This window comes from Halodesulfovibrio sp., from assembly GCF_025210605.1.
GTDB lineage: Bacteria > Desulfobacterota > Desulfovibrionia > Desulfovibrionales > Desulfovibrionaceae > Halodesulfovibrio.
Genome location: NZ_JAOARI010000017.1, coordinates 23,386 through 45,250, shown reverse-complemented (window position 1 = coordinate 45,250; position 21,865 = coordinate 23,386). Strand labels below are relative to the sequence as shown.

Annotated in this window: 18 protein-coding genes and 1 tRNA gene; 7 read left to right on the top strand and 12 right to left on the bottom strand. The window is 46.5% G+C overall.

Features of this window, described 5'->3' with window-relative positions; genetic code table 11:
- Nucleotides 1-193 precede the first annotated feature (193 nt).
- Nucleotides 194-1,582 (top strand): FAD-dependent oxidoreductase, encoded by a 1,389-nt coding sequence (locus N4A56_RS05780; protein ID WP_293671072.1) that lies wholly within the window; start codon nt 194-196, stop codon nt 1,580-1,582.
- Between the two features lie 521 nt (nt 1,583-2,103).
- A tRNA-Glu gene (locus tag N4A56_RS05775) sits at nt 2,104-2,181 on the top strand.
- 196 nt (nt 2,182-2,377) lie between these two features.
- On the opposite strand, the gene N4A56_RS05770 is transcribed toward N4A56_RS05775, so the two are convergent.
- Nucleotides 2,378-3,613: an amino acid permease gene (locus tag N4A56_RS05770; protein ID WP_295545685.1), complete on the bottom strand. Its 1,236-nt coding sequence runs from the start codon at nt 3,611-3,613 to the stop codon at nt 2,378-2,380.
- A gap of 110 nt (nt 3,614-3,723) precedes the next feature.
- On the opposite strand from N4A56_RS05770, the gene N4A56_RS05765 reads away from it, so the two are divergent.
- The 4 genes from N4A56_RS05765 to N4A56_RS05750 all read left to right on the top strand — a co-directional run bounded on the left by N4A56_RS05765 (nt 3,724) and on the right by N4A56_RS05750 (nt 8,042).
- A complete protein-coding gene (locus N4A56_RS05765) occupies nt 3,724-4,599 on the top strand; it encodes a LysR family transcriptional regulator (protein WP_295545683.1) in 876 nt (291 codons plus the stop codon).
- A 640-nt stretch (nt 4,600-5,239) separates the two neighbouring features.
- Nucleotides 5,240-5,563 (top strand): YhdT family protein, encoded by a 324-nt coding sequence (locus N4A56_RS05760; protein ID WP_295545682.1) that lies wholly within the window; start codon nt 5,240-5,242, stop codon nt 5,561-5,563.
- Nucleotides 5,560-7,044, top strand: a complete 1,485-nt coding sequence (panF, locus tag N4A56_RS05755; RefSeq protein ID WP_295545680.1) for a sodium/pantothenate symporter — start codon at nt 5,560-5,562, stop codon at nt 7,042-7,044. Before N4A56_RS05760 ends, panF begins: the two co-directional genes overlap by 4 nt.
- Nucleotides 7,045-7,178: 134 nt before the next feature.
- A complete protein-coding gene (locus tag N4A56_RS05750; RefSeq protein WP_295545678.1) occupies nt 7,179-8,042 on the top strand; it encodes a patatin family protein in 864 nt (287 codons plus the stop codon).
- 46 nt (nt 8,043-8,088) lie between these two features.
- On the opposite strand, the gene N4A56_RS05745 is transcribed toward N4A56_RS05750, so the two are convergent.
- The 11 genes from N4A56_RS05745 to N4A56_RS05695 form a co-directional block, all read right to left on the bottom strand.
- Entirely contained in the window at nt 8,089-8,670 is a 582-nt protein-coding gene (locus N4A56_RS05745) for a histidine phosphatase family protein (RefSeq protein WP_293669993.1), read from the bottom strand.
- A gap of 1 nt (nt 8,671) precedes the next feature.
- Nucleotides 8,672-9,832, bottom strand: a complete 1,161-nt coding sequence (locus N4A56_RS05740; protein WP_295545675.1) for a DVU_1551 family NTP transferase — start codon at nt 9,830-9,832, stop codon at nt 8,672-8,674.
- Between the two features lie 4 nt (nt 9,833-9,836).
- Nucleotides 9,837-10,862 (bottom strand): XdhC family aldehyde oxidoreductase maturation factor, encoded by a 1,026-nt coding sequence (locus tag N4A56_RS05735; RefSeq protein WP_295545673.1) that lies wholly within the window; start codon nt 10,860-10,862, stop codon nt 9,837-9,839.
- Nucleotides 10,863-10,872: 10 nt separating this feature from the next.
- Nucleotides 10,873-12,171, bottom strand: coding sequence for a DVU_1553 family AMP-dependent CoA ligase (locus N4A56_RS05730; protein ID WP_295545671.1), 1,299 nt, complete (start codon nt 12,169-12,171; stop codon nt 10,873-10,875).
- Nucleotides 12,172-12,393: 222 nt separating this feature from the next.
- On the bottom strand, nt 12,394-13,743 hold the full coding sequence (gene trsS / locus N4A56_RS05725; RefSeq protein WP_295545669.1) for a radical SAM (seleno)protein TrsS: 1,350 nt from the start codon (nt 13,741-13,743) through the stop codon (nt 12,394-12,396).
- A 2-nt stretch (nt 13,744-13,745) separates the two neighbouring features.
- Nucleotides 13,746-14,204 (bottom strand): DVU_1555 family C-GCAxxG-C-C protein, encoded by a 459-nt coding sequence (locus N4A56_RS05720; RefSeq protein ID WP_293669984.1) that lies wholly within the window; start codon nt 14,202-14,204, stop codon nt 13,746-13,748.
- Nucleotides 14,205-14,207: 3 nt separating this feature from the next.
- Nucleotides 14,208-14,888: a DVU_1556 family methyltransferase gene (gene trsM / locus N4A56_RS05715; protein ID WP_295545666.1), complete on the bottom strand. Its 681-nt coding sequence runs from the start codon at nt 14,886-14,888 to the stop codon at nt 14,208-14,210.
- The gene (locus tag N4A56_RS05710; protein WP_293669980.1) at nt 14,885-15,100 is read right to left on the bottom strand and encodes a DVU_1557 family redox protein; all 216 of its coding nucleotides are present in this window, start codon (nt 15,098-15,100) and stop codon (nt 14,885-14,887) included. Before N4A56_RS05710 ends, trsM begins: the two co-directional genes overlap by 4 nt.
- 9 nt (nt 15,101-15,109) lie before the next feature.
- A complete protein-coding gene (locus tag N4A56_RS05705; protein ID WP_295545664.1) occupies nt 15,110-17,407 on the bottom strand; it encodes a pyridine nucleotide-disulfide oxidoreductase/dicluster-binding protein in 2,298 nt (765 codons plus the stop codon).
- Between the two features lie 55 nt (nt 17,408-17,462).
- The gene (locus tag N4A56_RS05700) at nt 17,463-20,180 is read right to left on the bottom strand and encodes a molybdopterin-dependent aldehyde oxidoreductase (RefSeq protein WP_293669976.1); all 2,718 of its coding nucleotides are present in this window, start codon (nt 20,178-20,180) and stop codon (nt 17,463-17,465) included.
- 133 nt (nt 20,181-20,313) lie between these two features.
- Nucleotides 20,314-21,330, bottom strand: coding sequence for a molybdopterin-binding protein (locus N4A56_RS05695; RefSeq protein WP_295545662.1), 1,017 nt, complete (start codon nt 21,328-21,330; stop codon nt 20,314-20,316).
- Nucleotides 21,331-21,520: 190 nt separating this feature from the next.
- On the opposite strand from N4A56_RS05695, the gene N4A56_RS05690 reads away from it, so the two are divergent.
- Nucleotides 21,521-21,862: a LysR family transcriptional regulator gene (locus N4A56_RS05690; protein ID WP_295545660.1), complete on the top strand. Its 342-nt coding sequence runs from the start codon at nt 21,521-21,523 to the stop codon at nt 21,860-21,862.
- Nucleotides 21,863-21,865 lie beyond the last annotated feature (3 nt).

The window sequence follows — 21,865 nt, the reverse complement described above, 5'->3', positions numbered from 1 at the left end:
ATATTATAAATGGGCGATGAGTGTTTTTTTCTGAAAATGGAAAAAACACAGTTGACATTGTTCCTGATTTGAGTAGAGCATATACTAAGCCATTGTGCGCGCGAATCAAGGTGCACGTCGCTTGTGGGTGTATTTCCCTGTGTTTTGTGGGAAATATGTCCCGGGCCAAATAGAATGTTTGGAGATTGCTATTATGTCTAACAAGACAGATTTTGATGTTATTGTTGTTGGCGGCGGTCCTGCTGGGCTGTTTGCTTCCTACTACCTTGCAGAAAATTCAAATCTTTCTGTATGTATGATTGACCGCGGCCCGGCGGTTAAAAATCGAACATGCCCAATTGGAAAAACCCAGAAGTGCGTGAAATGTAAACCTTGCCATATCCTTTCCGGTATTGGCGGTGGCGGGCTTTTTTCTGATGGTAAGCTGAACTATATCCACAAGCTTGGAAAGACCGATTTAACCCAGTTTATGGGTTTGCAAGAATCTAAAGATCTGATTGATGAAACAGAAGTGATCTTTAATAAATTCGGCATGGATGGCCCTGTATACCCTTCCAACATGGATAAAGCGAAAGCAATCCGTAAGGAAGCAAACAAAAGCGGCATCGATCTCTTGCTGATTAAGCAAAAACATCTTGGTTCAGACTGTCTTCCGGATCATATCGATAACATGTCCGGTTACATCTCTGAACGTGGTGTTGAGATTAAAACCAAAGAAGAAGTAAAGCGCGTTGTCGCTGAAGACGGCAAAGTACAGGGCGTTGAGACCAACAAAGGAACATACACAGCCAAGCAGGTTATTCTTGCTCCCGGTCGTGTAGGTGCAGACTGGATTAGCACTGTGTGCGAAGAATACGGTCTGAATGTGTCCCAGCGTGGTATCGAAGTTGGTGTTCGTGTTGAAACACACAATGACGTGATGTCAGACATTACCGACGTTGTGTACGATCCGACCTTCTTCGTGCGTACTTCTAAATACGATGACCAGACTCGTACATTCTGTACAAACCCGGGTGGCTTCATTGCACTTGAAAACTATCAGGATTTTGTCTGTGTAAACGGACACGCATTCCGCGATAAAAAGTCAGAAAATACCAACTTCGCCTTTTTGTCCAAAGTAGTGCTTACCGATCCTGTTTCCGATAACACAGGGTATGGTACAGCTATTGGTAAACTTGCTACCATCATTGGTGACGGTAAACCAATTTTGCAGCGTCTTGGCGATCTTCGTCGCGGTAGACGTTCAACATGGACACGCATCAACAATGGTCACATTGCCCCTACAATGACAAACGTTGTGCCGGGTGATATCGCAATGGCGCTTCCTGAGCGTATTGTTACCAACCTTGTTGATGGCCTTGAACAGCTGAATAACGTAATTCCGGGCATCGCTGATGATGGTACTTTGCTGTACGCTCCTGAAATCAAGTTCTTTGCTACTCAGGTAGAAACTTCCAACGACCTTGAAACAGCCATTGAAGGTCTCTACGTGGCTGGTGATGGTCCGGGGGTAGCTGGTAATATTGTATCTGCGGCTGCAACCGGTATTATTCCTGCTAAAGCGATTATTTCTAAGAAATAAGAGTATGGTGGGTATCTTCAACGATGAGTGCCCTGTAGGCATGTAATCCGCTGCTACTAGAATATATAACGCTGTGTACCCTTGGGTGCGCAGCGTTTTTTTTGAAAAAAGGACAAAAAAAAGACCATCAATAGATGGGCAGTAGTGTGTAGGCAAAAGAAGAGAGAATCTACTTACAAATTCTGTTAGCGTATTGCTGCTTGGTTCGGCCTTGTCATGTACTTTGTACATCGGCTCCGAATCCTGAAATTCTTATTCAGTAGACCCTCTCACAGTTTGTTCAATCCTAGTATCCATTAGCCTTTCTTACCCTCCGTTAGGGTTAATGAAATATATCTTCTGGAAGGTATATCGATAGTAACTTCCTTATCCTTAATTTTAAGATAAGCTCAGCGAAGAAAGGTGGCAAGGGATAAAAAAGATTTTTTTTGAAAAATAACAAAATTTTTAGTTGACAGTAGAGCGTCTTTTCCATAAATACCTCTTCGCACGTGAGGGAACTCACGAAGCACAAGTCAAGCGTCCCCATCGTCTAGCCTGGCCCAGGACACCTGCCTTTCACGCAGGCGACAGGGGTTCAAATCCCCTTGGGGACGCCAACGCAAGTTAAGCTCTTACACGAAAGTGTAAGAGCTTTTTTTGTGGACAATGAATGTGAGTAACGGGTTGTTGGGAGATGCGCTTCAACTCTCAGAGATTCGTTGTGGCAGGATTAGCAATCCCCTTATCTGTAGCTACTGCTATGGGTAAGGGGATTTTTTTGCATAAAGCTAGTTATGGCGCAATCACTGCTAATTATTTGTTCAGTACGGTACTCCAGAGTGAGCGAGGATTTCCGATCACTAAAAATGTAATGCATGAAAGTAAAATTAGTACCCATATTGAAGAAAAAGAAAGCAGCGTCATAAAGGCAACAGCAAGCATTGCTCCTGTCAGCTGTAATATACGGGAGGGAAGCAGCCGTATGGCAGCACCTATTCCTAGAAGTGCGTTTGCTAAAAAGAATGCGTTTGCAATTGCTACACAATCTTCAAGAGAGAGTACTCGCTGTTGCAGTAACAACAAGCTGACACTCTGAATGACAACGAGCGTTAATAACGCTGTCACAGGCGCACCATGGGTATTTCTGCGAGCTAGAAACGTGCCAGCACTATTTTGCTCGGCAAGTGATGCAATGAGCCGGATTACTGCACCAATTATCATAAGATACGTGCAAACACATAACACGGTAGTTGTAATCATAACCACGAAGTTTGCAGCGTTTCCGAGTAAAGAGTTAACTACATCGGTAACGGCAACGGTTCCTCCTGTGGGTGACAAGGCGGTCATTGCCCATGCTACCAGCCCGTATACACTAGAGATGATGCCAACAGCGATAAGTGTCGCTCTGGGGATTGTTTTATCTGGATTCCGCACGTCCATGGTATAATTTCCGACAACTTCCCAGCCAATAATTGCCCAAAACAGCAAGAGTAACGTCTCTCCCATGCTTTGGATGTTAACTGAACTTTCGGGCATAGGAAGCACCGGATGGTGAAGAATCGTGGCGATGCTACTGGCTGTAAGAATGAGGCCGATAATGGAACTTGCAATCAAAGCTACACTTCCGACAAATGAAATGCGGCGAGTAAGCAGCGCTGCGCAACCAAGTAATAGTACGCCGGAAATAAATTCATTGGTACTAGCTGGCATATTGAACGCCTGAGAAATTGTCGCAGCCGCTGTCATGAGAACTGCTATGGGACCGACACATACCGCACAGAGTAAGTATGTCGAAGCAAGCCGACCGGCTTTAGCTCCGAAAGCTTTTCGTATAGCAATAGGAACTCCTTCACCACCGGGGTATTGGTGCGCCAGCTTGGCAAAAATAGTGGCAAATACTGCACCAAAAGCCATTATGATTATCCATGCTGCTACTGCCCACTCTCCGAGTTGTTCATGAGCCATTGGTGGAAGCAGGATTACTCCAGAACCCAGCACCGCACCTGCAATTAATCCCCCAAGCTGAAGTGCTCCCATTTTCGTATCCATTGATCCTCTCCTTGACGTTGTATCGCCACCTTAGTACCTCAACTGCTGTTATCAGAAAAACGGAATATTCAGAATAAATCGTTCGATAAAATCGATTGAAGAGGTCAGTAATGGAACTCCGTCAACTTATTACTTTTAAAGCAATCGTAGAGCATGGAAGCTTTATCAAAGCAGCTCGTGCACTAAACTATGCACAATCTTCTATAACATCCCATATTCAAATGATTGAAGAATTCTATGAGCAGCCTGTGTTTGACCGCATTGGTAAGAAGGTTGCGTTAAACGATTTCGGGCAGGTCGTTTATCAACGTGTATGCACTCTTTTGGCGGCATATGACGATGTTTGTGCTTTAAAAGAGCTGACAGGCGCGCCAGCAGGACGGTTGCGCGTCGGTGCACCGGAGTCAACAATGCTGTACCGGCTTGCACCTGTGTTACAAAAATTTAAGACATTGTTTCCGCAAGTGGAACTTGTGATGGAGAGCGGCACTTGCAGCAGCATGCGCACGTCGTTACGGACAGGCGATCTTGATTTGTGCGTACTGCTGGAGCAACTGAAGCATGAGTCTGATTTGGAAATGGTCAAGCTCTTTGAGGAGCCGATGAGTGTGGTTCTCCCGAAAGAGTATCCAAAAAATGAGCTAACCTCTGCCAACAGACATATTATATTATATACGGAGCAGGGATGCAGCTATCGCAAAATATTTCAACAGCTTTTAGAACAGAAAGGTGTTGCTGCAAGTAACGTGATTGAAACAGCGAGCGTGGAAGTTATTAAGCAATACATTCTTTGCGACATAGGGGTGTCTTTTTTACCGACAGTAGTAGTGCGCCGTGAAGTTGAAACAGGGCAGGTAAAGCATGTTCCTTGGCAAAATCCTTCTCCTGTAAGTGTTGCATTAGCCAGACATAAAGATAAATGGGTTTCTCCTGCTATGGAGGCGTTCATGCAACTTGTCCGAGAAGAGGCAGCTAATTGGGAATGATAATGCCATAGCAGGTTGCGTTGTCATATTGTGATAAGACAATAAAAAAGCTTTTGCAGGTTTCCGCAAAAGCTTTTCATGCTCGTGTTCCTGAATAGTCATTATTCGAAAAAATGGTATGGTATGCTTCTCTAAACAAGAAATGTTCCAAAAAAAAATAGTGAGTTTTTTAAGTGTGTTGTGCTTTTTTGCAGTAATGCAGTCGATTGCTATGTACGAGAGTCCGCACATGCGTAAACAGGGGGCGCGTTGGATTACGCACAGAGTGTGAGACATAGCCGATACGTGGTATGATGTGGATAGAGTGACGAGTGTCGGTAGAGGGAGAACTATGTGTTTTGGCAGGAACATATTAATGATATGCGGCAATTTTTAAGAAACGGTGTCCATAGCTTGTTTTCTGGTGTGCTTTAGGGCAGAAGGCAGCAACCAGCTGACAGATCTGTATGTTACGGGATACCGTTACCATGTGGTTTTCGCGGGTGGATAAAGATGAATTGCAGGGTAGAATTGAGCGTTATACAGCGTTCTTTTTATATCCATATGCAGTTGAGGATATGTTCTGTTTTATGGTGCGGTAATTCTTCTCCGGATATTGGTTCCGGCAGTAGGGATTAAAAACTTTTTACGGGTGTATTGTATGAAGAAGCAGACACAGGATTGGCGCTTTGCTCAGGCAAACAAAGAAGCGTTGTTCTCTTTGGGTGCCTATGCTCTCTATTTTATATGGTGGTTCGTTTTCGGATACGGAATGGGTGAGGGCGACCCTGAGCAGTATTCGTATGTCTTTGGAATGCCGGAGTGGTTTTTTTACAGCTGTGTTGTTGGCTACCCAGTTATTACAGTGTTCTTATGGGGAGTTGTTCGATTCTTCTTTAAAGAGATGCCGCTGGATGATGAAGAATCTGATACAGAACAAGATGAGCAGCCTGCTGTAAAAGTTCAGAAAGGAAATATTATATGAGTAATGCACTCGTTACTATAATCCCTGTAGTGCTTTACTTGGCGCTTTCGTTTGTAGTGGCGATATGGGCACGCAATAAGGCTGCTTCTAAATCCTCTCAGGGGTTTATGGAAGATTATTTCATTGGTGGTCGCTCAATGGGGGGCTTTGTCCTCGCTATGACTATTATCGCAAGTTACACCAGCGCGAGCAGCTTTGTTGGCGGTCCCGGTGTTGCGTACCGTTACGGGTTGAGCTGGGTATTTCTCGCAATGATTCAAGTACCGACTACATTTCTGACTCTAGGTGTGCTCGGTAAACGATTTGCGATTATTGCACGTAAGACAAACTCGCTGACGATTACAGACTTTCTGCGAGCACGATACAAAAGCGATGCTGTTGTTATTCTGTGTTCCGTATCGCTGCTGATATTTTTCATGGCAGCCATGCTTGCCCAGTTTATTGGTGGCGCACGGCTTTTTCAGGCAGTAACCGGCTATCCGTATATTGTGGGGCTGGTGCTGTTTGGTATTACCGTTGTTATGTACACCGCTGTCGGTGGATTTCGTGCTGTTGTTATCACTGATGCTATTCAGGGTATCATTATGGTGATAGCAGTTGTTGTTATCCTGCTTGCAATCATTAATGCTGGCGGCGGAATGCAACAATGTGTAACCACACTGAAAACGATAGATCCCGGTCTTATCACCCCTACAGGCCCTAAGAATGCTGTACCGCAGCCGTTTACTCTATCTTTGTGGATTCTGGTAGGCTTAGGGATTTTAGGATTGCCACAGACTACGCAACGTTGCATGGGATACAGAAACTCCCGCGCAATGCATGACGCTATGGTTGTGGGTACGCTTATCATCGGTTTTATTATCTTATGTGCACACCTTTCCGGCGCACTTGGACGGGCTATTCTTCCCGAACTTCCTGCTGGTGACCTTGCAATGCCGTCGTTGATTATGGAATTACTGTCTCCATTCTGGGCAGGTGTTTTTATTGCAGGTCCTCTTGCTGCCATCATGTCTACAGTGGACTCCATGCTGCTGCTTGTTTCAGCAGCGATCATTAAAGATTTGTATGTGCATTATAAGCTGAAGGGCGATGCATCGCAGATGCCGTCAATCAGCATTCAGCGTATGAGCCTTATGTCTACAGCTGTAATTGGCTTTATGGTTTTTCTTGCAGCTATTCAGCCACCTGATTTGCTGGTGTGGATTAACCTGTTTGCGTTTGGTGGGTTGGAAGCCGTCTTCCTGTGGCCGATTATTATGGGGCTGTACTGGAAACGAGCCAATGCAACTGGCGCTGTCGCTTCAATTCTTTTCGGCGTAGCTACATTCATCACAATCAGTATTATGAAACCGGCTATGGGTGGTATCCACGCAATTGTGCCGACCACTCTGGTTTCCTTGCTGGCTTTTGTAGCTGGTTCATATGTTGGTCGAGCTCCAAACGAGCATGTCATCGCGCTTTTTTGGGGTGAGCAAAGATAGCAATGTTATTTTAGCACATTATATTGATGCAGTAGGATGTGTTGCCGCGTATGCTTTTGTGAGACTGTCCGGTGTGTATTGCCGGACAGTCTATAGAATAGAGTTTCAGCGTAATCTCTCAGGAGGATATTCGCGTGCAATTTACAGAAACCGCAGGGCTGGTTCTCGAAGGAGGCGGGCTGCGCGGTATTTTTTCGTCTGGTGTGCTACGGCATTTTAGTGATCTGAATATACCTTTTGCATCTGTATACGGTGTTTCTATGGGAGCCTGTAACGGGGCTAACTATGTATCGAAGCAACCGGAGCGAAACAGAATTACAAGCACTCGATTTGTCAACGACAGTCGATATCTGAGTTTTATTCGTTTGCTAAAAGGTGGTGACTTGTTCGGAATGGACTTTATTTTCCGTGACATTCCGCTTGATCTTGTCCCCATAGATTATGCAACGTTTCGGGATAATCCGGTAAAATTTTGGATAGGAGTTACTGACTGCATTACTGGCAAAAGTGTTATGTTTGAAAAAAATACGCTGAACAGCAGAGATGATCTGCTCACCGTAATGCGTGCTTCTGCAAGTTTGCCGCTTATTGCTGAGCCAGTTGAATTCAATGGTACAATCTACATGGATGGCGGTATTGCTAACTCAGTTCCTGTGAGAGACTGCCTTGCTGCCGGTGAAAGACCTGTAGTCGTTCTGACGCAACCTTATGGATATCGCAAAAGCGCCAGCAAATCCGCTGTACTGAGTAAATGGCGGTATCCTGATTTCATCGGTTTACATGACGCGCTTGCTCGTCGCCATCAAGAATATAATGATTTGATGGCAACTCTTGAAGCTATGGAAAAACGAGGCGAGATTTTTGTAATCCGTCCTGAAAGTACGCTTGGAATTGGACGTGTTTGTCGAAACCAACGCAAACTTTATGCACTGTATGACAGCGGCTATACACTGGCTGTGAGTCGTGCAGATGCGCTTAAAGAGTTTCTTACAGCGTAAAAAAAGCTCCGTGTATTTTTGGGTACACGGAGCTTTTTCATTTATATTATGCCAGATAAAGTCCTTTTTCTGCAAAGGTGGCTTTGGGAATCGTCGTAATTGAACCTGTTGTGACTTTGTAGATAAATAATTCTTGGAGTGGCGTTTGTTTTGCCGCGCACAGCAAGGTTCTGATTACACCCGCATGTGTTACGAGAATGGCGGAACCTTTTGTGTGGCACAATGGAATAATGAATTCGAGCACTCGTTGCTGTAGATCAAAAAATGACTCGCCACACGGTGTGCGAAAATAGGCAAAATCAGTTCCCCGCTGCTCATATTCTGCCGCGTAGTGTTTTTTGATATATGAAAAAGCTAGCCCGTCCCATTTCCCCATATTGATTTCTTTTAATGCTGCTTCCTGTTCAACAGGAATATTGAGTCCGTTGCTGAGAATCTGAGCCGTCTGCATGGTTCGTGATAACGGGCTGGATATGAGGCGTGGGCTTTCCAGCTGCAATGCTGCGAGGTTGGGGAGAGTCTTCTCCGTGATGTTTTTTATTCCTTGCTTGGCAAGCGGCGTATCGGTTTGTCCTATGCAAATGCCTTTAGGGAGCACTGTTTCTCCGTGCCTGACAAGATAGAGCATGCTAGTGTTCCCCTTCATCTGCAAGCAGTGTGTTGTAATCTGCACAGGTTACGGTTTCGACTTTTGCTAAAATAGCCTGTGCCTCAAGGAGCTTTTGTCGAATGGCAGTAACAGCTTCTGGTGAATCTGCGAACATTGCCATTTTTTGTTGGTATCTGTGTTCTAAAGTGCAACGGGTTGTTCCAGTGACAAATTTATCTGCCAAAAATACAAGCTCTGCTTCGGTAATTGCACCTTTCTGGGCAGTCATATGCGAATGATTTGCAATGCACTCCGCAAGGGCTGGGAACCCCAGTTCGGCAATGAGTTTTGCACCCGCAGAAGCATGTTTTGCTTGTCCCTTAGCTATGTCGTGCAGCATAGCACCAGCAATAACCGTTTGGGAAAATAACTGGGTAGCAGCGGGAATACCTTTCAACATAATTCGTGCAATATCAGTGACTGCAATGGAATGCCTGCGGATAGCTTCTGGCAGTTTTACCGCATTCCATATTGCATAGCATTCTTCTAAGGAAGGAACGCTTTGTACTGCATGTAGATGGCAGATTGTTTCATAATCTTGTGGGGTATCCATATCTTGCATCATGTTGCTATCAATAACTGAAAGGTATTGAGTTGATTCGGTGAATCGATTTAACAGTTGTGCAAGCCCACCATCGCCATTATATGCGAGAATGTCATTTTTTATGGAAATATCAAGGCAAGGCGGGTGTCCCCGATAGTCTCTAGATTTGAGGATACTATCAGGAAACGGTGTATGGATTCCGGCATCAAGAACAGGATGAATTACCAGTGCTTCTGTCGTTTGAGCATACTGAAGCAATGCGGCAATAGTACGCGAGCGAATAAGAGGGATATCTACCGGAGTTACAAAAAATATTTCTGCATCGTCTGGTAATGCGGTGCACCCTGCTTGAACAGACGAATACATGCCGCTGTCAAATTGCGCGTTATGTACTGTCTGTAGTCCTAATCTGTTGCATTCGGACTTCACTGGTTCTTTGGCATAGCCAGTGACAACAATAGGTGTGACCCCTGCTTGGATAAAAGTATCCGCAAGAGTTTGCAGGGCACTTTTTTCTCCAAGGGGGAGTACTGCTTTGCATTGCCCCATACGCTGGCTGTAACCCGCTGCCAGAATGATTGCATATGCTTTTGGCATGATGCTACCCTCTAGATTTTACCTGAATGATTTCCGCCATGATGCTGACTGCTATTTCTTCAGGTGTTCGTCCACCAAGCGGCAGCCCTATTGGACAATGGCATCGGGCGATAGCTTCATTTGTAACACCTTCTTCGCGAAGTTTTTCATAAAGCCCGTCGCGCTTGCTTTTGCTGCCGATCATACCAATGTATTTTGCTGGTGTTGTAAGTGCTTGTTTCAGTACACTTTTGTCGTGTGCATGCCCGCGTGTAACAATAACAACATAGCAATCGCTGTGGACTGTAATGTCAGATAAAATGTCGTCTAGTGAATCGACAACTTTGACATGGGCATGGGGGAAACGCGTAGCGTTTGCAAAGTCGTTGCGGTCATCAAGTACGATGACAGAAAATCCGGCAATGTGGGCAATCTCAGCTGTTGGCTTTGCAACGTGTCCTGCACCTGCGATGATAACTGTTGCTGAAGGGTGAAAGGTCTCAGCAACATAGCGGATGGAATTTTCATCTAATAGTACTGGTTTTTCCTCAGATTGTTGAGCGTGGCTGGCATCATGGATTTTTTGTAACGCAGCAGCATGGGCTGGAAGCTCTTGAAGTGCTTTCAGAGAGGTGTATGTCCAGTCGTCTTCGGCTCGCATGTAATATGCTTCGCGCCGTACAGCCTGACCATTGCGCACTGCCTGTTCGATTTCTAGAAAGTCAGTGTATTGCGCAGGAGTAAGACGCTCCAGCAGAACAGTAAGAGAACCGCCGCACGACATGCCGATGGCTCCGGCTTTTGTATTGTCCAGCTCGTAAGAGTGGAGTGATGCAGCTCCCGCATCGCCTTCAAGAAATGCAGCTGCTGTCTCCTGTACTTCCGCTTCAATAAGTCCACCGCCGATGGTTCCAAAAAATTCGCCTTGCGGGCAAACAAGCATATGTGCACCAGAAGACCGCGGAGTTGAGCCTGTGCTGGATATGACGGTGGCGAGTACGCAGTTATGTGTTGCCAGTTTGTTTACAATATCGATGAGAATAGAATGCATTGTGACCTCGTTACTCTACGCTGATTATGCGTTTTGCGAATCCAATAGAAATTTTTTCAGAGTCTTTGCCCGGCAAGCACAATATTTCTGGAGCATTACGCAAAGGAGAAACAAAATTGCGTAATAGCTCTGTGCAGGCTGGTAAAAGCTGTGATGCGGTGCCACACGCATCAATGGTAATTTCCAGTCTGTTAGGTGCCACCCTGTATCGTGCTTGCTGGGCAAGAAAATTGGGTATTGAAAGTAATGCGCCGTCAATGGCAGATGGCGGCATATCTTTAAACCAGTCAGGAGTATTTTTCGGCTGGCGAATACGTCGAATATATGGGCTGAGTCTGCGGAGCGGAGAACCGCATGGGCAAGGTTCTGTGAGAATTTGTGCCTCGTCTCCTGTACGGTATCGGATAAGTGGCATGCCCCTTCGTGTGAGTGTCGTTACAACCATCTCTCCACGTTCGCCATCCGGCAAAACAGCTCCGGTTTCAGGGTCAGTGATTTCGACATACATTTTACTTTCGCGCAGATGCATACCTGAGCCGTGCGCGCAGTTAACAGCGCCGCCAAGCCCTGTTTCTGTCATGCCCCAGTGTGTATGCACCCGACAGTTCCACGTTTTTGCAATATACTCCCGCACTGGTTGAGAACTCGCATCCCAGCACAGGAGGACTGTTTTTACAGAAGTATCTTTATTGCCAGCATGCTCCCACAGCTTCACTAATGCAAGAACATGGGCAGCCGTACCGACTACGCAGTCGGCAGCGTGTGCTTTTAGTAATGAAAGAGACTGGGCAACGTCATCAGGGTCTTGATTGAGAACTGGAGTTGCACCTAGCTGTGTTAATCCATCCCGTAATAATGCGCCGACGCTGTCAGGGCGCAGGGCGGGAAGCAGTGCTAAAACAGTGTCGCCAGATTCTGCAAGACACTGCATTCCGTGGTTATAAAACGCAATTGTTTCGTCTATTTCGTCTTGTGTAAAAAAAATTCGTTTCGGTTTACCTGTCGAGCCTGATGTCGTGAGCGTTACAACTCGTGCGATGTCATCTTGTGAAGTACATAAGAATGCGAACGGTGCTTCCCGGATGTCTTCAGCAGTAGTGCGCGGCAAGGTGGCAAATGCTTCACGGGATGCAAATACAGTTTCATTCAGGTCACGCAGATGCTTGCCATAGAAGCTGCTGTTTGCTCGTGCATAGTGGCAAATTTCTGCAAGTCTTTTGCGTTGCCAGACATCAATGTGTTCAGCAGAAAGTCCAAGCGTTGTCGCATCTGAAAAAATATCAGCATACGTGGGAGCATCAAGGGGCATGCCTTGTGTCCTTTGTGCGTGAAGAGGATGTGTAATCGTCGAGTGCTGCACGTTATGTCCGTATCGGATTTTTTTGCTTAGTTATGAGTGCTGCTGCCTTAAACATACTCTCGGAAAAGTGATTTTTTTTTAGAAAAAAGAAAGCAGCCCCAATTGGTGTCTCAATCAACCCCGAACGCAATGCATGATTTACGCACAATGCATCGATGTACTAATGTCGAATTATACGCCGCGATATAGCGGTGTTCCATCCGATGCTGTCAGGTTATATGCGCAGAATGGAACAAGCTTGCCATCCGGTGCGACTACATGAATACAGCAGCCCTTGAGTCTTTCGATATCCAGTGACCACGCATCTTGAAACGCCATGGCAGAGATGGCAAATCGACGTGTTGATGCTTTCTGAATAAAAGAATCTAATTCAGTAATTGGTTTGAATGATTGTTTCTGCTCGGCTGCTGCCCACTGACTGCGAACAAACGAGCGTGCTTTTTCTGCTCCTTCTGCCGCGGGTTTTGGTTTGCAGTTGCATGAGTTCTTCGGCACGGACAAAAGCTGAAGTGAGTTATCATCATTGATAATATAGTTCGCATGGAAAGAGCACAGCGCGTGTTCACACGTTGGCGGCACAAAGTCCCCTGTGGCAACAAGGTGTTCGGTTTGTCTTTCCAGTTCTTCAGCAAGCTCCGGCAGTGTGATGCGTTCTGCATCTGCTGGTGCTACGGGATATCGCCCAAAATAGCTGATAGGTTGAAAATGCACACCGCGGACAGCTGGCGCATGGTTAATAGCAAACCGGATGATGTCTCCAATTTCGTCCTTATTAATCGTTGGTGAAATAACCGGAACCAGAACGATACCAATGTTGGCATTGGCAAAGGCGCTGATGGCTTTTTTCTTGATTTCAAGAAGGTCTGCATTACGGAATGCTTGCCATGTTGATGTGCGTAGCCCGTCAAACTGTAAGAATACGGAATCAACACCTGCTGCTGCCAGCTTAGCGGCATAGCCAGATTCTTGTGCTGCGCGAATCCCGTTGGTGTTGATTTGTACAAACGGGAAACCGATGCGTTTTGCCTCTGCTACAAGTTCAGGTAGATCATCACGAATTGTTGGTTCACCACCGGAAAACTGTAGATTACATCCCCCTGTGGTTTGCATAGTTGATTCCAACAATTGGAAAATCTCGCTTTTGGTAGGGTCAGTGGGTGCGTTGCTATTGTTTTCAGCAGAGGCAAAACAAACTGGACAAGAAAGGTTACATTTCCACGTCACTTCGATAAGTGCCATACAGCTATGTTGTCTGTGTTCCGCGCACAATCCGCAGTCAAAGGGACATCCTTTTTCTACCGTTGTGGATATGGTCGGTGGTGTGGAAGGGATTTTAGGGCGTAACCAATCTGAAAATTTTGTTGCCATGTGAGTGGAACGCCAAACCGGCGTTGAGAATGCACCATGCTGAGGGCAGTGTTTGATAAGGCGTGTCTCAGTTCCATTCGTTACACGCATTGCTGGAATACGCTGAAGGCATTCTGGGCATACACTTTCTGTATGAGAAATATGATCTGGCATAGCTACTCTTTTATCGCGGTGATGTCGTATCCATATTCAGTGAGCAGGGTTTCAATGTAGGTAAAACTTTCAGCTAGAAGGTTTCCGCATTTGCTTGCATCTGGCACTGGTGCATCACAGCTTTCGCCAAGAATCTGTCCGCAGCTTATGCCGCCGTGTTCTTCAGCAGTTTTTTGGGTAAACCAGTCTGTGAATGATTCCAGCAGAACAGGGAGTTTTTCATCTTTTTCTTCTGTTTCAGCATCATGCCCTGCATATAATCCTAGGAGTAGTGAGCCTCCTGTAAGCAGACCGCATGTTCCGCTACAGTTGGACATGCCGCTGCATAGCCCTTCAGCAGCCCGCAGTAGTTGCGGGTTTTCAATGCCGGAAAACTCCAGAGCCACGCCCACCATAATTTGGCTGCAACAATATCCTTTGCCTGCCCACTGGAGTAGTTGGAGTTGAATGTCGGAAAGCATGTGTTACTCCTTTTTTGTCGCTACTACTTGGATATAGCCGATGTTTTTGTCGTATGATGTGGTTTGCTGTGCAGAATTTCCAGCGCAACATGATTTGATGCCGGAAAAAATAAGTTTTGCGGTAAGTTCTTTAAGTTCTTTGGTGTGGTCTGAGCTGGTTATGTGAGCAAAGTTAGCTGCTGTAAGGGCAGCTGATACTGCTTCAAGCTGGAGTGGTGAGCTAGCGCAACCTGCGTGGGATGCATCTGCTGAAGTATGGGGCTGCTTCCGGTAATAGAGGTCTGAGAATAGAAGAATACCACTAGGGCGGAGCACCCGTGAAAATTCAGAAAGGACTGCTGGTAAAGAATCGCAAAGAGACAGCACACAATCGCAGTTAACAATATGGAATGTTGCATCGCGGAAAGGGAGTTGTGCAATTGTGCCTTGCAAAGCAGCAACACCACGCGCTTGGGTTTGCTGAACATTGGTATGTGAAATGTCTATTCCAACAACTGAGGCATGGTAACTTTTTTGAATAAATTTACTCGTGGCGCCTATGCCGCAGCCTGCATCCAGAATTTGTGTGGAAGGTGTGATATCCAGCTTGTTGTATGTGTGTTGGGTAAGACTAAGCCCCCCCGGACGTAGTGCACCGTCCTCAAGGGTTGCCATAAGAGGATGCTGCCAGAGGGGAGTGCTCATTTATCTTCCAGCAGTTGTTCTACTTCTGCCATTTTTTCCAAGGCGAGTGACTCTGGAATCAGAACAAAACCGCATTTGGGGCAGACAGGTAGTTCTACAGAAAAATTGCTTTTGAGGTAGACCAGTTCAACAGCTGAAAACACAAGCGGTTCATTGCATTGACTACAAGTCCAGTGTGAAAAGTCGTCGTGTAAAACTTGTAATGTGTTCATAGTGTTCTCTTATTTAGGAGGGATGATTTGCATCCGGTGTGACCATACGTTGTGGATACAATACCCGCTGTCATCTTTGGTGTACTCCATCCAGTAGGTAACGCTTACAGGGCGGAAGCTACTGACGTGCCGTTGTGTTTTGGTGTTGAATAAGCTTTCACCCGTAGTTTCAACATACTTCACAACTTTACTTATGTCGCTGCGAAGAATGCGGCGTTCTTCCATCGCTGCCTTTGCCTGTTCCGTGTAGGTAATAGGCGGCAGGTCTTGGTCTGCGCTTTCTGTTGTTTCACCCCAGATTGTTGTGAGTAAATGTTCTTTAAGTCGCATACGGTTTTCACGGCGATCTGAAAAACCAGTAACCGGAACCGCAGCTGGGTCAGCGTTGCAACACGAAAGTGTTGATCTACAGTCAGGAAAGAGCAGATCAAGAAGATGTACAGTACGTTTGCCTGTTCTAAAAAGCATGTCACGACACATTGCACAGTAGGTGAGCACGTCTTGTTCATCTTCAGTGCATTGTGAGAGAACATCAGCCCTATGCTGCGATGCTTTTTTTGAAAGCGGTGGATTTGCAGAATCAAGCAGACCACCGTACCCACAGCACTCTGTTAATGATCCAGAAAGAGTCGGCTCTGTTGTGGAAATATGCAACGCTTCGGCAATGGCTCGCACATGTTTTCGCATCGGCTCATCGTGTCGTGTGGAACATGGGTCGTGCAATACATACTTTTGCTGAGGAGCCGCAGCTGTCGGTGGTAGTCCTGTTTCTTCCAGCACAGCCCATAGCGAGCGAGTCGGTATGTGTGGCATGCATTCGGCAAACATTGTCGCGCAGGTTGGACAGCCGGTAATGAGCACGGGTTTCCCCATATTTTTCCAGTGGCTGGTTATTTGATCTGCGGTTGCCTGCATTAATTCTTTTTGCCCCGACCAATGCGCCGGAGCACCACAACAGTGGATGAATAATCCTACAGATTCGTTAAGTGCTTCTTGCAGGTAAGCGTAGGTGCTTTCAACAAGATGCGGTGAGATTGCCGGAAGCTGGCAACCCGGGAAAAAAGCGAAGGCGCTAGTGGAAGCGGAAGGTGCATTCTTTGCGAGCATACCCGCGGTATTGGCAAATGCCATATCGCGGAGCGCAAATTCATGTGCGGAAGGGGGCATTGTGGAAGTTGCCACTAAATCCTGTCTTGCTGTAAGGCAGAGATTCTGTACCGCAAAGTCTTCTGGGCAAATTTCTTCGCATAGACCACATAACATGCAGGAGTTGATCATTTTGTTGGCATGTCGTGTTCCCATAACAATGGCGGCATTGTTATATATCTGCCGCACATAGACTTTGGGGTAACTTTTGAATTCTGCCAGATACACGCAATTGTTAACGCATTGCATACATTCGCATTGTATGCACCTTCCAGCTTCCAGCATAGCTGTCGCTTCATCGTATCCCTGCGGGGTTGCAGGAAGGCGGGGTAGCGAAGAGATCGAGGTTACTGCAGTTTGCAGGCGGGATATGTACGACCCTTCGCGTTCTCTCCCTGCGGTAAAGGATACGTTCTGTATCGAACGTTCTGCGGAGAAAGCTAACGTTTTGCCTAAAGCAATCCGTTCTATCGTTGAGACTCTCCGCTGGGGGGGAACGGCGAATACAGAGGAAATTTTGGTTTGAAGAATTTTTGAATCAATCAGTTCACACGCGTAATTTTTAGTTAAATCAGGCGAGGCAATGAGTATGGCATCCCACTCGGAACAGGCGCTTTCAAGGTTTTCTGGCAGTGCTTTTTCAGAAAAAAGGACTCCAAGTTTTTCGAATGCCTGTTTGTGTTTTTCAAATGCATTTTGGGGAACGAGAGATGTGATATCGCCCGATTCAGCATCCTTGTATGGTGTAGAGGAATAAATTGTAGGGCTGATGCCTTTTTTAGCCAGTTCCCATGCCGCAGCCAACGCACTGAGACCACTACCGAGAATAAGGACGCGTTTACCTTTGGAAGGAAGCGGGCGCATAAGTGGAGTTTTGGTGGCATTTGTAGCGCAGCAACGCTCCAGTTCCGGCATGTCGATACTGCCGCCAAGGTCTTTACGAAGGCACGATTCCATACATGCGCCATCACAGATGTTGGCGGCGATGTGAGGAATAGGCATGTTTTTATACAAAACAGCCCAAGCTTCATTCATTTTGCCTGCTGCCATTTTTTTACAAAAGGCACGGACATCAATGTGCAAAGGACAGCGAGCTTGGCAGTGTGGTGCTTCTTCTTGCGTACACTGCGCTTCCCATTGGCGTAGTTCGTGTTGTTCCATAGCGTGCACTGAATACGTCCGTGCTGCCTGAGCAGCACGGACGGTTTGATCTAGATTACTTGTTGAGTCCTGCAAGCACTTTTTCTGGAAGTGCAGGCAGAGCGCGGATACGAACGCCACAAGCGTTGTAGATAGCGTTTACGATAGCAGCGTGCGGGCTGGTGAGCGGAAGTTCGCCAACACCGGATGCGCCGAATGGACCTTCAGGACGTTTGGATTCGATGTAAATGAGTTCCATGTCATCTGGAATCTGTTTAGCATATGGGAATCCAGCACCGACCATTGTGGAGTGCTTTTTAATGTCTTCAAAGTCTTCTGTAAGAGCAAGACCGATTGCCTGTGCAAGACCACCGTACATCTGACCATCAACAACCAGTTTGTTCATGATGGTACCGATGTCTGTCACTGCGGTCATTTTTTCTACAGTAGTTTTACCTGTGGCAAGTTCTACGCCGACTTCAGCAAGGAACATTCCGTACATGTAACATGCAAATGGGTTACCCTGACCGTTTTCGTCACAATCGGTACAAGGTGCAGTCCATTTACCGTTAACACGGGTTGGAATGTTGTTTTCCTGCATTTCTTTATAGGTGTAGTACGTGCCGTCGTCTTTTTTCATTGCTTCAACAAGTGCTTCACCGGCAGCTTTAATAGCGCGACCAACTACAACCTGAGAACGGGAACCACCGGCAGGACCGCCGTTAGGGCATTTGCTGGTGTCGTTAAGGCATACTTTGATTTTTTCAGCAGGGAATCCCATAGGCATAAGTGCTTCATGGGCGGTAGTCATTGCGCCCATGTCTGCGCCCTGACCGTGATCGTGCCAAGTTGTGTATACAGTAATGTTGCCTTTTTCATCGAGTTCGAGGGCTGCTTCAGCGGAGTCAGGACCATCAAGACCGGAACCGTAAACACCAAGAGCAATACCTACGCCGCGTTTAACTTCCGGAGTGGAAAGCTCTGCTGCGCGTTTTTTAGCTTCTTCGTATTTAGGACGGATTGTGTCGATAATTTCTGGCAGGCTGTAGACCTCAGGGTCTTGACCTGTAGGAGTTGTGGAACCTTCGCGGTATACGTTTTTGTAACGCAGTTCCAGAGGGTCCATACCAAGTTTTTCTGCAAGTTCATCCATAATAACTTCGGATGAGAATTCAGACTGCGGAGAACCGTAGCCGCGGAATGCAGAACCCCAAGCGTGGTTGGTACAAACAGTACGACCTTCACCACGGATGTTGTCGATATTGTAGCCTGCGCCGATGAACTGAGCACCGCGAAGGGTGAGAAGATCACCGAATTCGGAGTAAGGACCGTGGTCAACAGACCAGTCTGTTTCCAAACCAAGGAGTTTACCTTCGTTGGTGGCAGCCATGCGAACATTCATAAAGAATGGAGAACGCTTACCGGTGTAAGTCTGCTGCTGGTACCAAGTGTAGTTGAGGTATACAGGGCGACCGGTAGCCATGCATGCAGCACCAACGAGTGCTTCCATGGTTGGGCTGAATTTGTAGCCGAAGGTACCGCCTGACGGGTTCTGTACCATGACGATATTTTCAAGCTCTTCACCAAGACCCGGTGCGATCATAGCAGCGTGCAGGTGCAGACCGATGGATTTGGAGTGAATAACAAGTTTACCTTCGTCGTTACGGTATGCAAAACCTACGTCCGGCTCGATAGGCATGTGCGGCTGACGACCTACGTAGTAGTCACCTTCAACAGTTACATCTGCTTCTTTAAAGATAGGAGCTGTGTCGGCGCCTTTGGCAACTTTTTGCACGAAGTAGATGTTCGGGGTACCCGGATGAATTTCGATAGCGTCGTCCTGCATTGCTTCAGGAGCGCTCATGTAAGCAGGCAGCTCTTCAAGTTCAACTTTGACTTTTTCTGCTGCTGCTTTTGCATGCTTTTCAGTATCAGCACAAACAATTGCGATAGCATCGCCGTACTGGAATACTTTTTCATCACAAAGAATTGGACGTTCCCAACCATCACCTTTGTTGCTTGGGAAGGTAATAAGACCGGTGATGCGGTTTTTACCTTTAACGTCTTTGTGTGTGATAATTTTTTCAACGCCTTCCATTTTTTCAGCTTCGGAAGTGTCGATAGAAATAATTTTTGCGTGGGAGACTTCTGCCTGTACCAAAGCACAGCGTAATGTGTCGGCAGGAAGTTTGAGACCCAGGTCTGCACCGTAATCGAGTGTACCGGTTACTTTGGCAACAGCAGTTGGACGCGGGTATTTTGTACCCATAATACGACCTTCTACCGGTACGTCTTTCATAAGCTCGTCGCGAGTTTTTTCGCCGCGCAATACAGCAGCAGCATCCATAACTGCGTCTACAAGCGGTTTGTAGCCTGTGCAACGACATGCGTTACGATGTTTTTGGAACCAGTCACGTACGTCTTCACGGGTTGGAGACTGATTTTCGAGCAATAATGCATAGGAAGATACAATAAAGCCAGGTGTGCAGAAACCGCACTGTGCGCCGCCGTGAGCAATCCATGCAAGCTGAACTGGATGCAGGTGTTCAGGAGTACCAACTCCTTCTGCGGTGACAATTTTAGTATGCTCTGCAACACGCTTCATTTTCATGGTACATGTGCGCTTAAGCTTGCCATCTACAACAACGTTACAGCTACCGCACTGACCTTGTCCGCAGCCGATTTTTACGCTGGTGAGACCAAGGTTTTCGCGCAGAACGTTTGCAAGGGTTTCATCTTGTTCGCAGATGACCATGCGGTCTACGCCGTTAACATGAAGCATTTTTTTTAGCATGGAAACTCCTCTCGGGTACCTTGCGTCAAATTGTATCCACAGGCAGTTACGTCGCCGATACAGTAAAAAGGTACCAATCACATATAGGTTATTAAGCAGGAGGTTCTACAGCAGAACCAGCCAAGTAGTATGGCTACTTACCAAAGGAACACAGTGGGAAATGGCAAGTTTCGCAGCCAGCACAGAAGCCGCCGTGTCCTAAATCTGTAATATCTTTTCGAGTAATGGTTTCGCCTGCGAGAATGCGTGGTACGATAAGATCGAAGATACTGGCGCGGTAATACATAACGCAGCCGGGAAGCCCGATGATAGGTCGATTATCCTTGTAGGCGAGCATAAACATGGCACCGGGGAAGGTCGGAGAGCCGTAGGTGACTACGTCTGCTCCTGTGTCGCGGATGCTGGCTGGCGTTCTGTCGTCTGGATCGACAGACATGCCACCTGTAACAACAACAAAATCAACACCGGAATCAAGGAACGTGTTGATTGCGTCAGTTGTCATCTGCTGGTCGTCTGGAACAAAAACTTGTTCCACGACGTTGGAACCCAGTGCATGAAATTTTTTGCGGATTACAGGCCCGAACTTATCTGTAATTCTTCCGTTGTAGACTTCGCTACCCGTAGTAACCACACCTACTTTATGGTGTTTAAACGGTTTCACCTGAATAACAGGACCGCTGTTGGCGCAAACAGCTTCTACTTCTTCAACTTTTGCCCTATCCGTAACCAGAGGAACAATGCGGGTACCGGCAACCGGTCTTTCAGAAAGGACGTGCAGTCCGGTATGCATGGTAGACAGAACAATCTCTTCAATGGCATTAATTTCGTTAACTTTCTCGACATCAATAGTGAGCAAACCCTTATCAGCGATAAGGTTGACGCGTCCTTCGGAAACATCACTGAGTGTGATACCGGGACCGGAAACAGCTTTTGCTATGCGAAAAGCCGCTTCGTTTTCGTGGATTTGATTTTCGGAGAGATCCAGAACATAAAGATGTTCTTTACCGATATCGAGAAGAGTAGGAATATCTTCTTCCGTTACGATGTGCCCTTTTTTAAAAGCAGGACCTTTGCTTTCGCCCGGAACGATGCGGGTGATGTCGTGACAGAGAACCATACCGATTGAATTTTGAACTGGAACTGCCTGCATTGTAATCTCTTTTTTGCGATTCAGGTTGATGAAAAAAAGTAGTTAGTAGGCGATTACTGGGTGCTTTTTATATGTCCAGTGAGGCATAATAAGTCAAACGTTTTTTTACGAAAAAATCAGTGTAGGTATTGGATTGCTTAAGAAAAAAATCACAAGCGGGTAAATTATACTCTATAAAGCGAGATGAAATATGCCGAAAAAGAGTGTCAGATATAAGTTTTGGCTGGAAGAAGACGGAAATCTGTTGTTCGGTTCCGGCGGAGCTGTATTGCTTGAACAAATTGATGCACTGGGTTCTCTTTCAGGAGCGTCTAAAGAGCTTGGAATGTCATACAGAAGAGCGTGGGGGCGCTTGAAAAAACTTGAGGAGTGTATTGGAGAATCACTTGTTACAAAAGTTGGCGGCAACAAAAAAGGATACCGCCTTACAGAAACTGGAAGGCGGTTTGTCCATTCATTCAGAGAGGCAGAAAAAGAAATGGATTCTGCCGCAGCTGGTGTTCTTACAAAGCATTTTGGATGGGTGCGGTAGCAG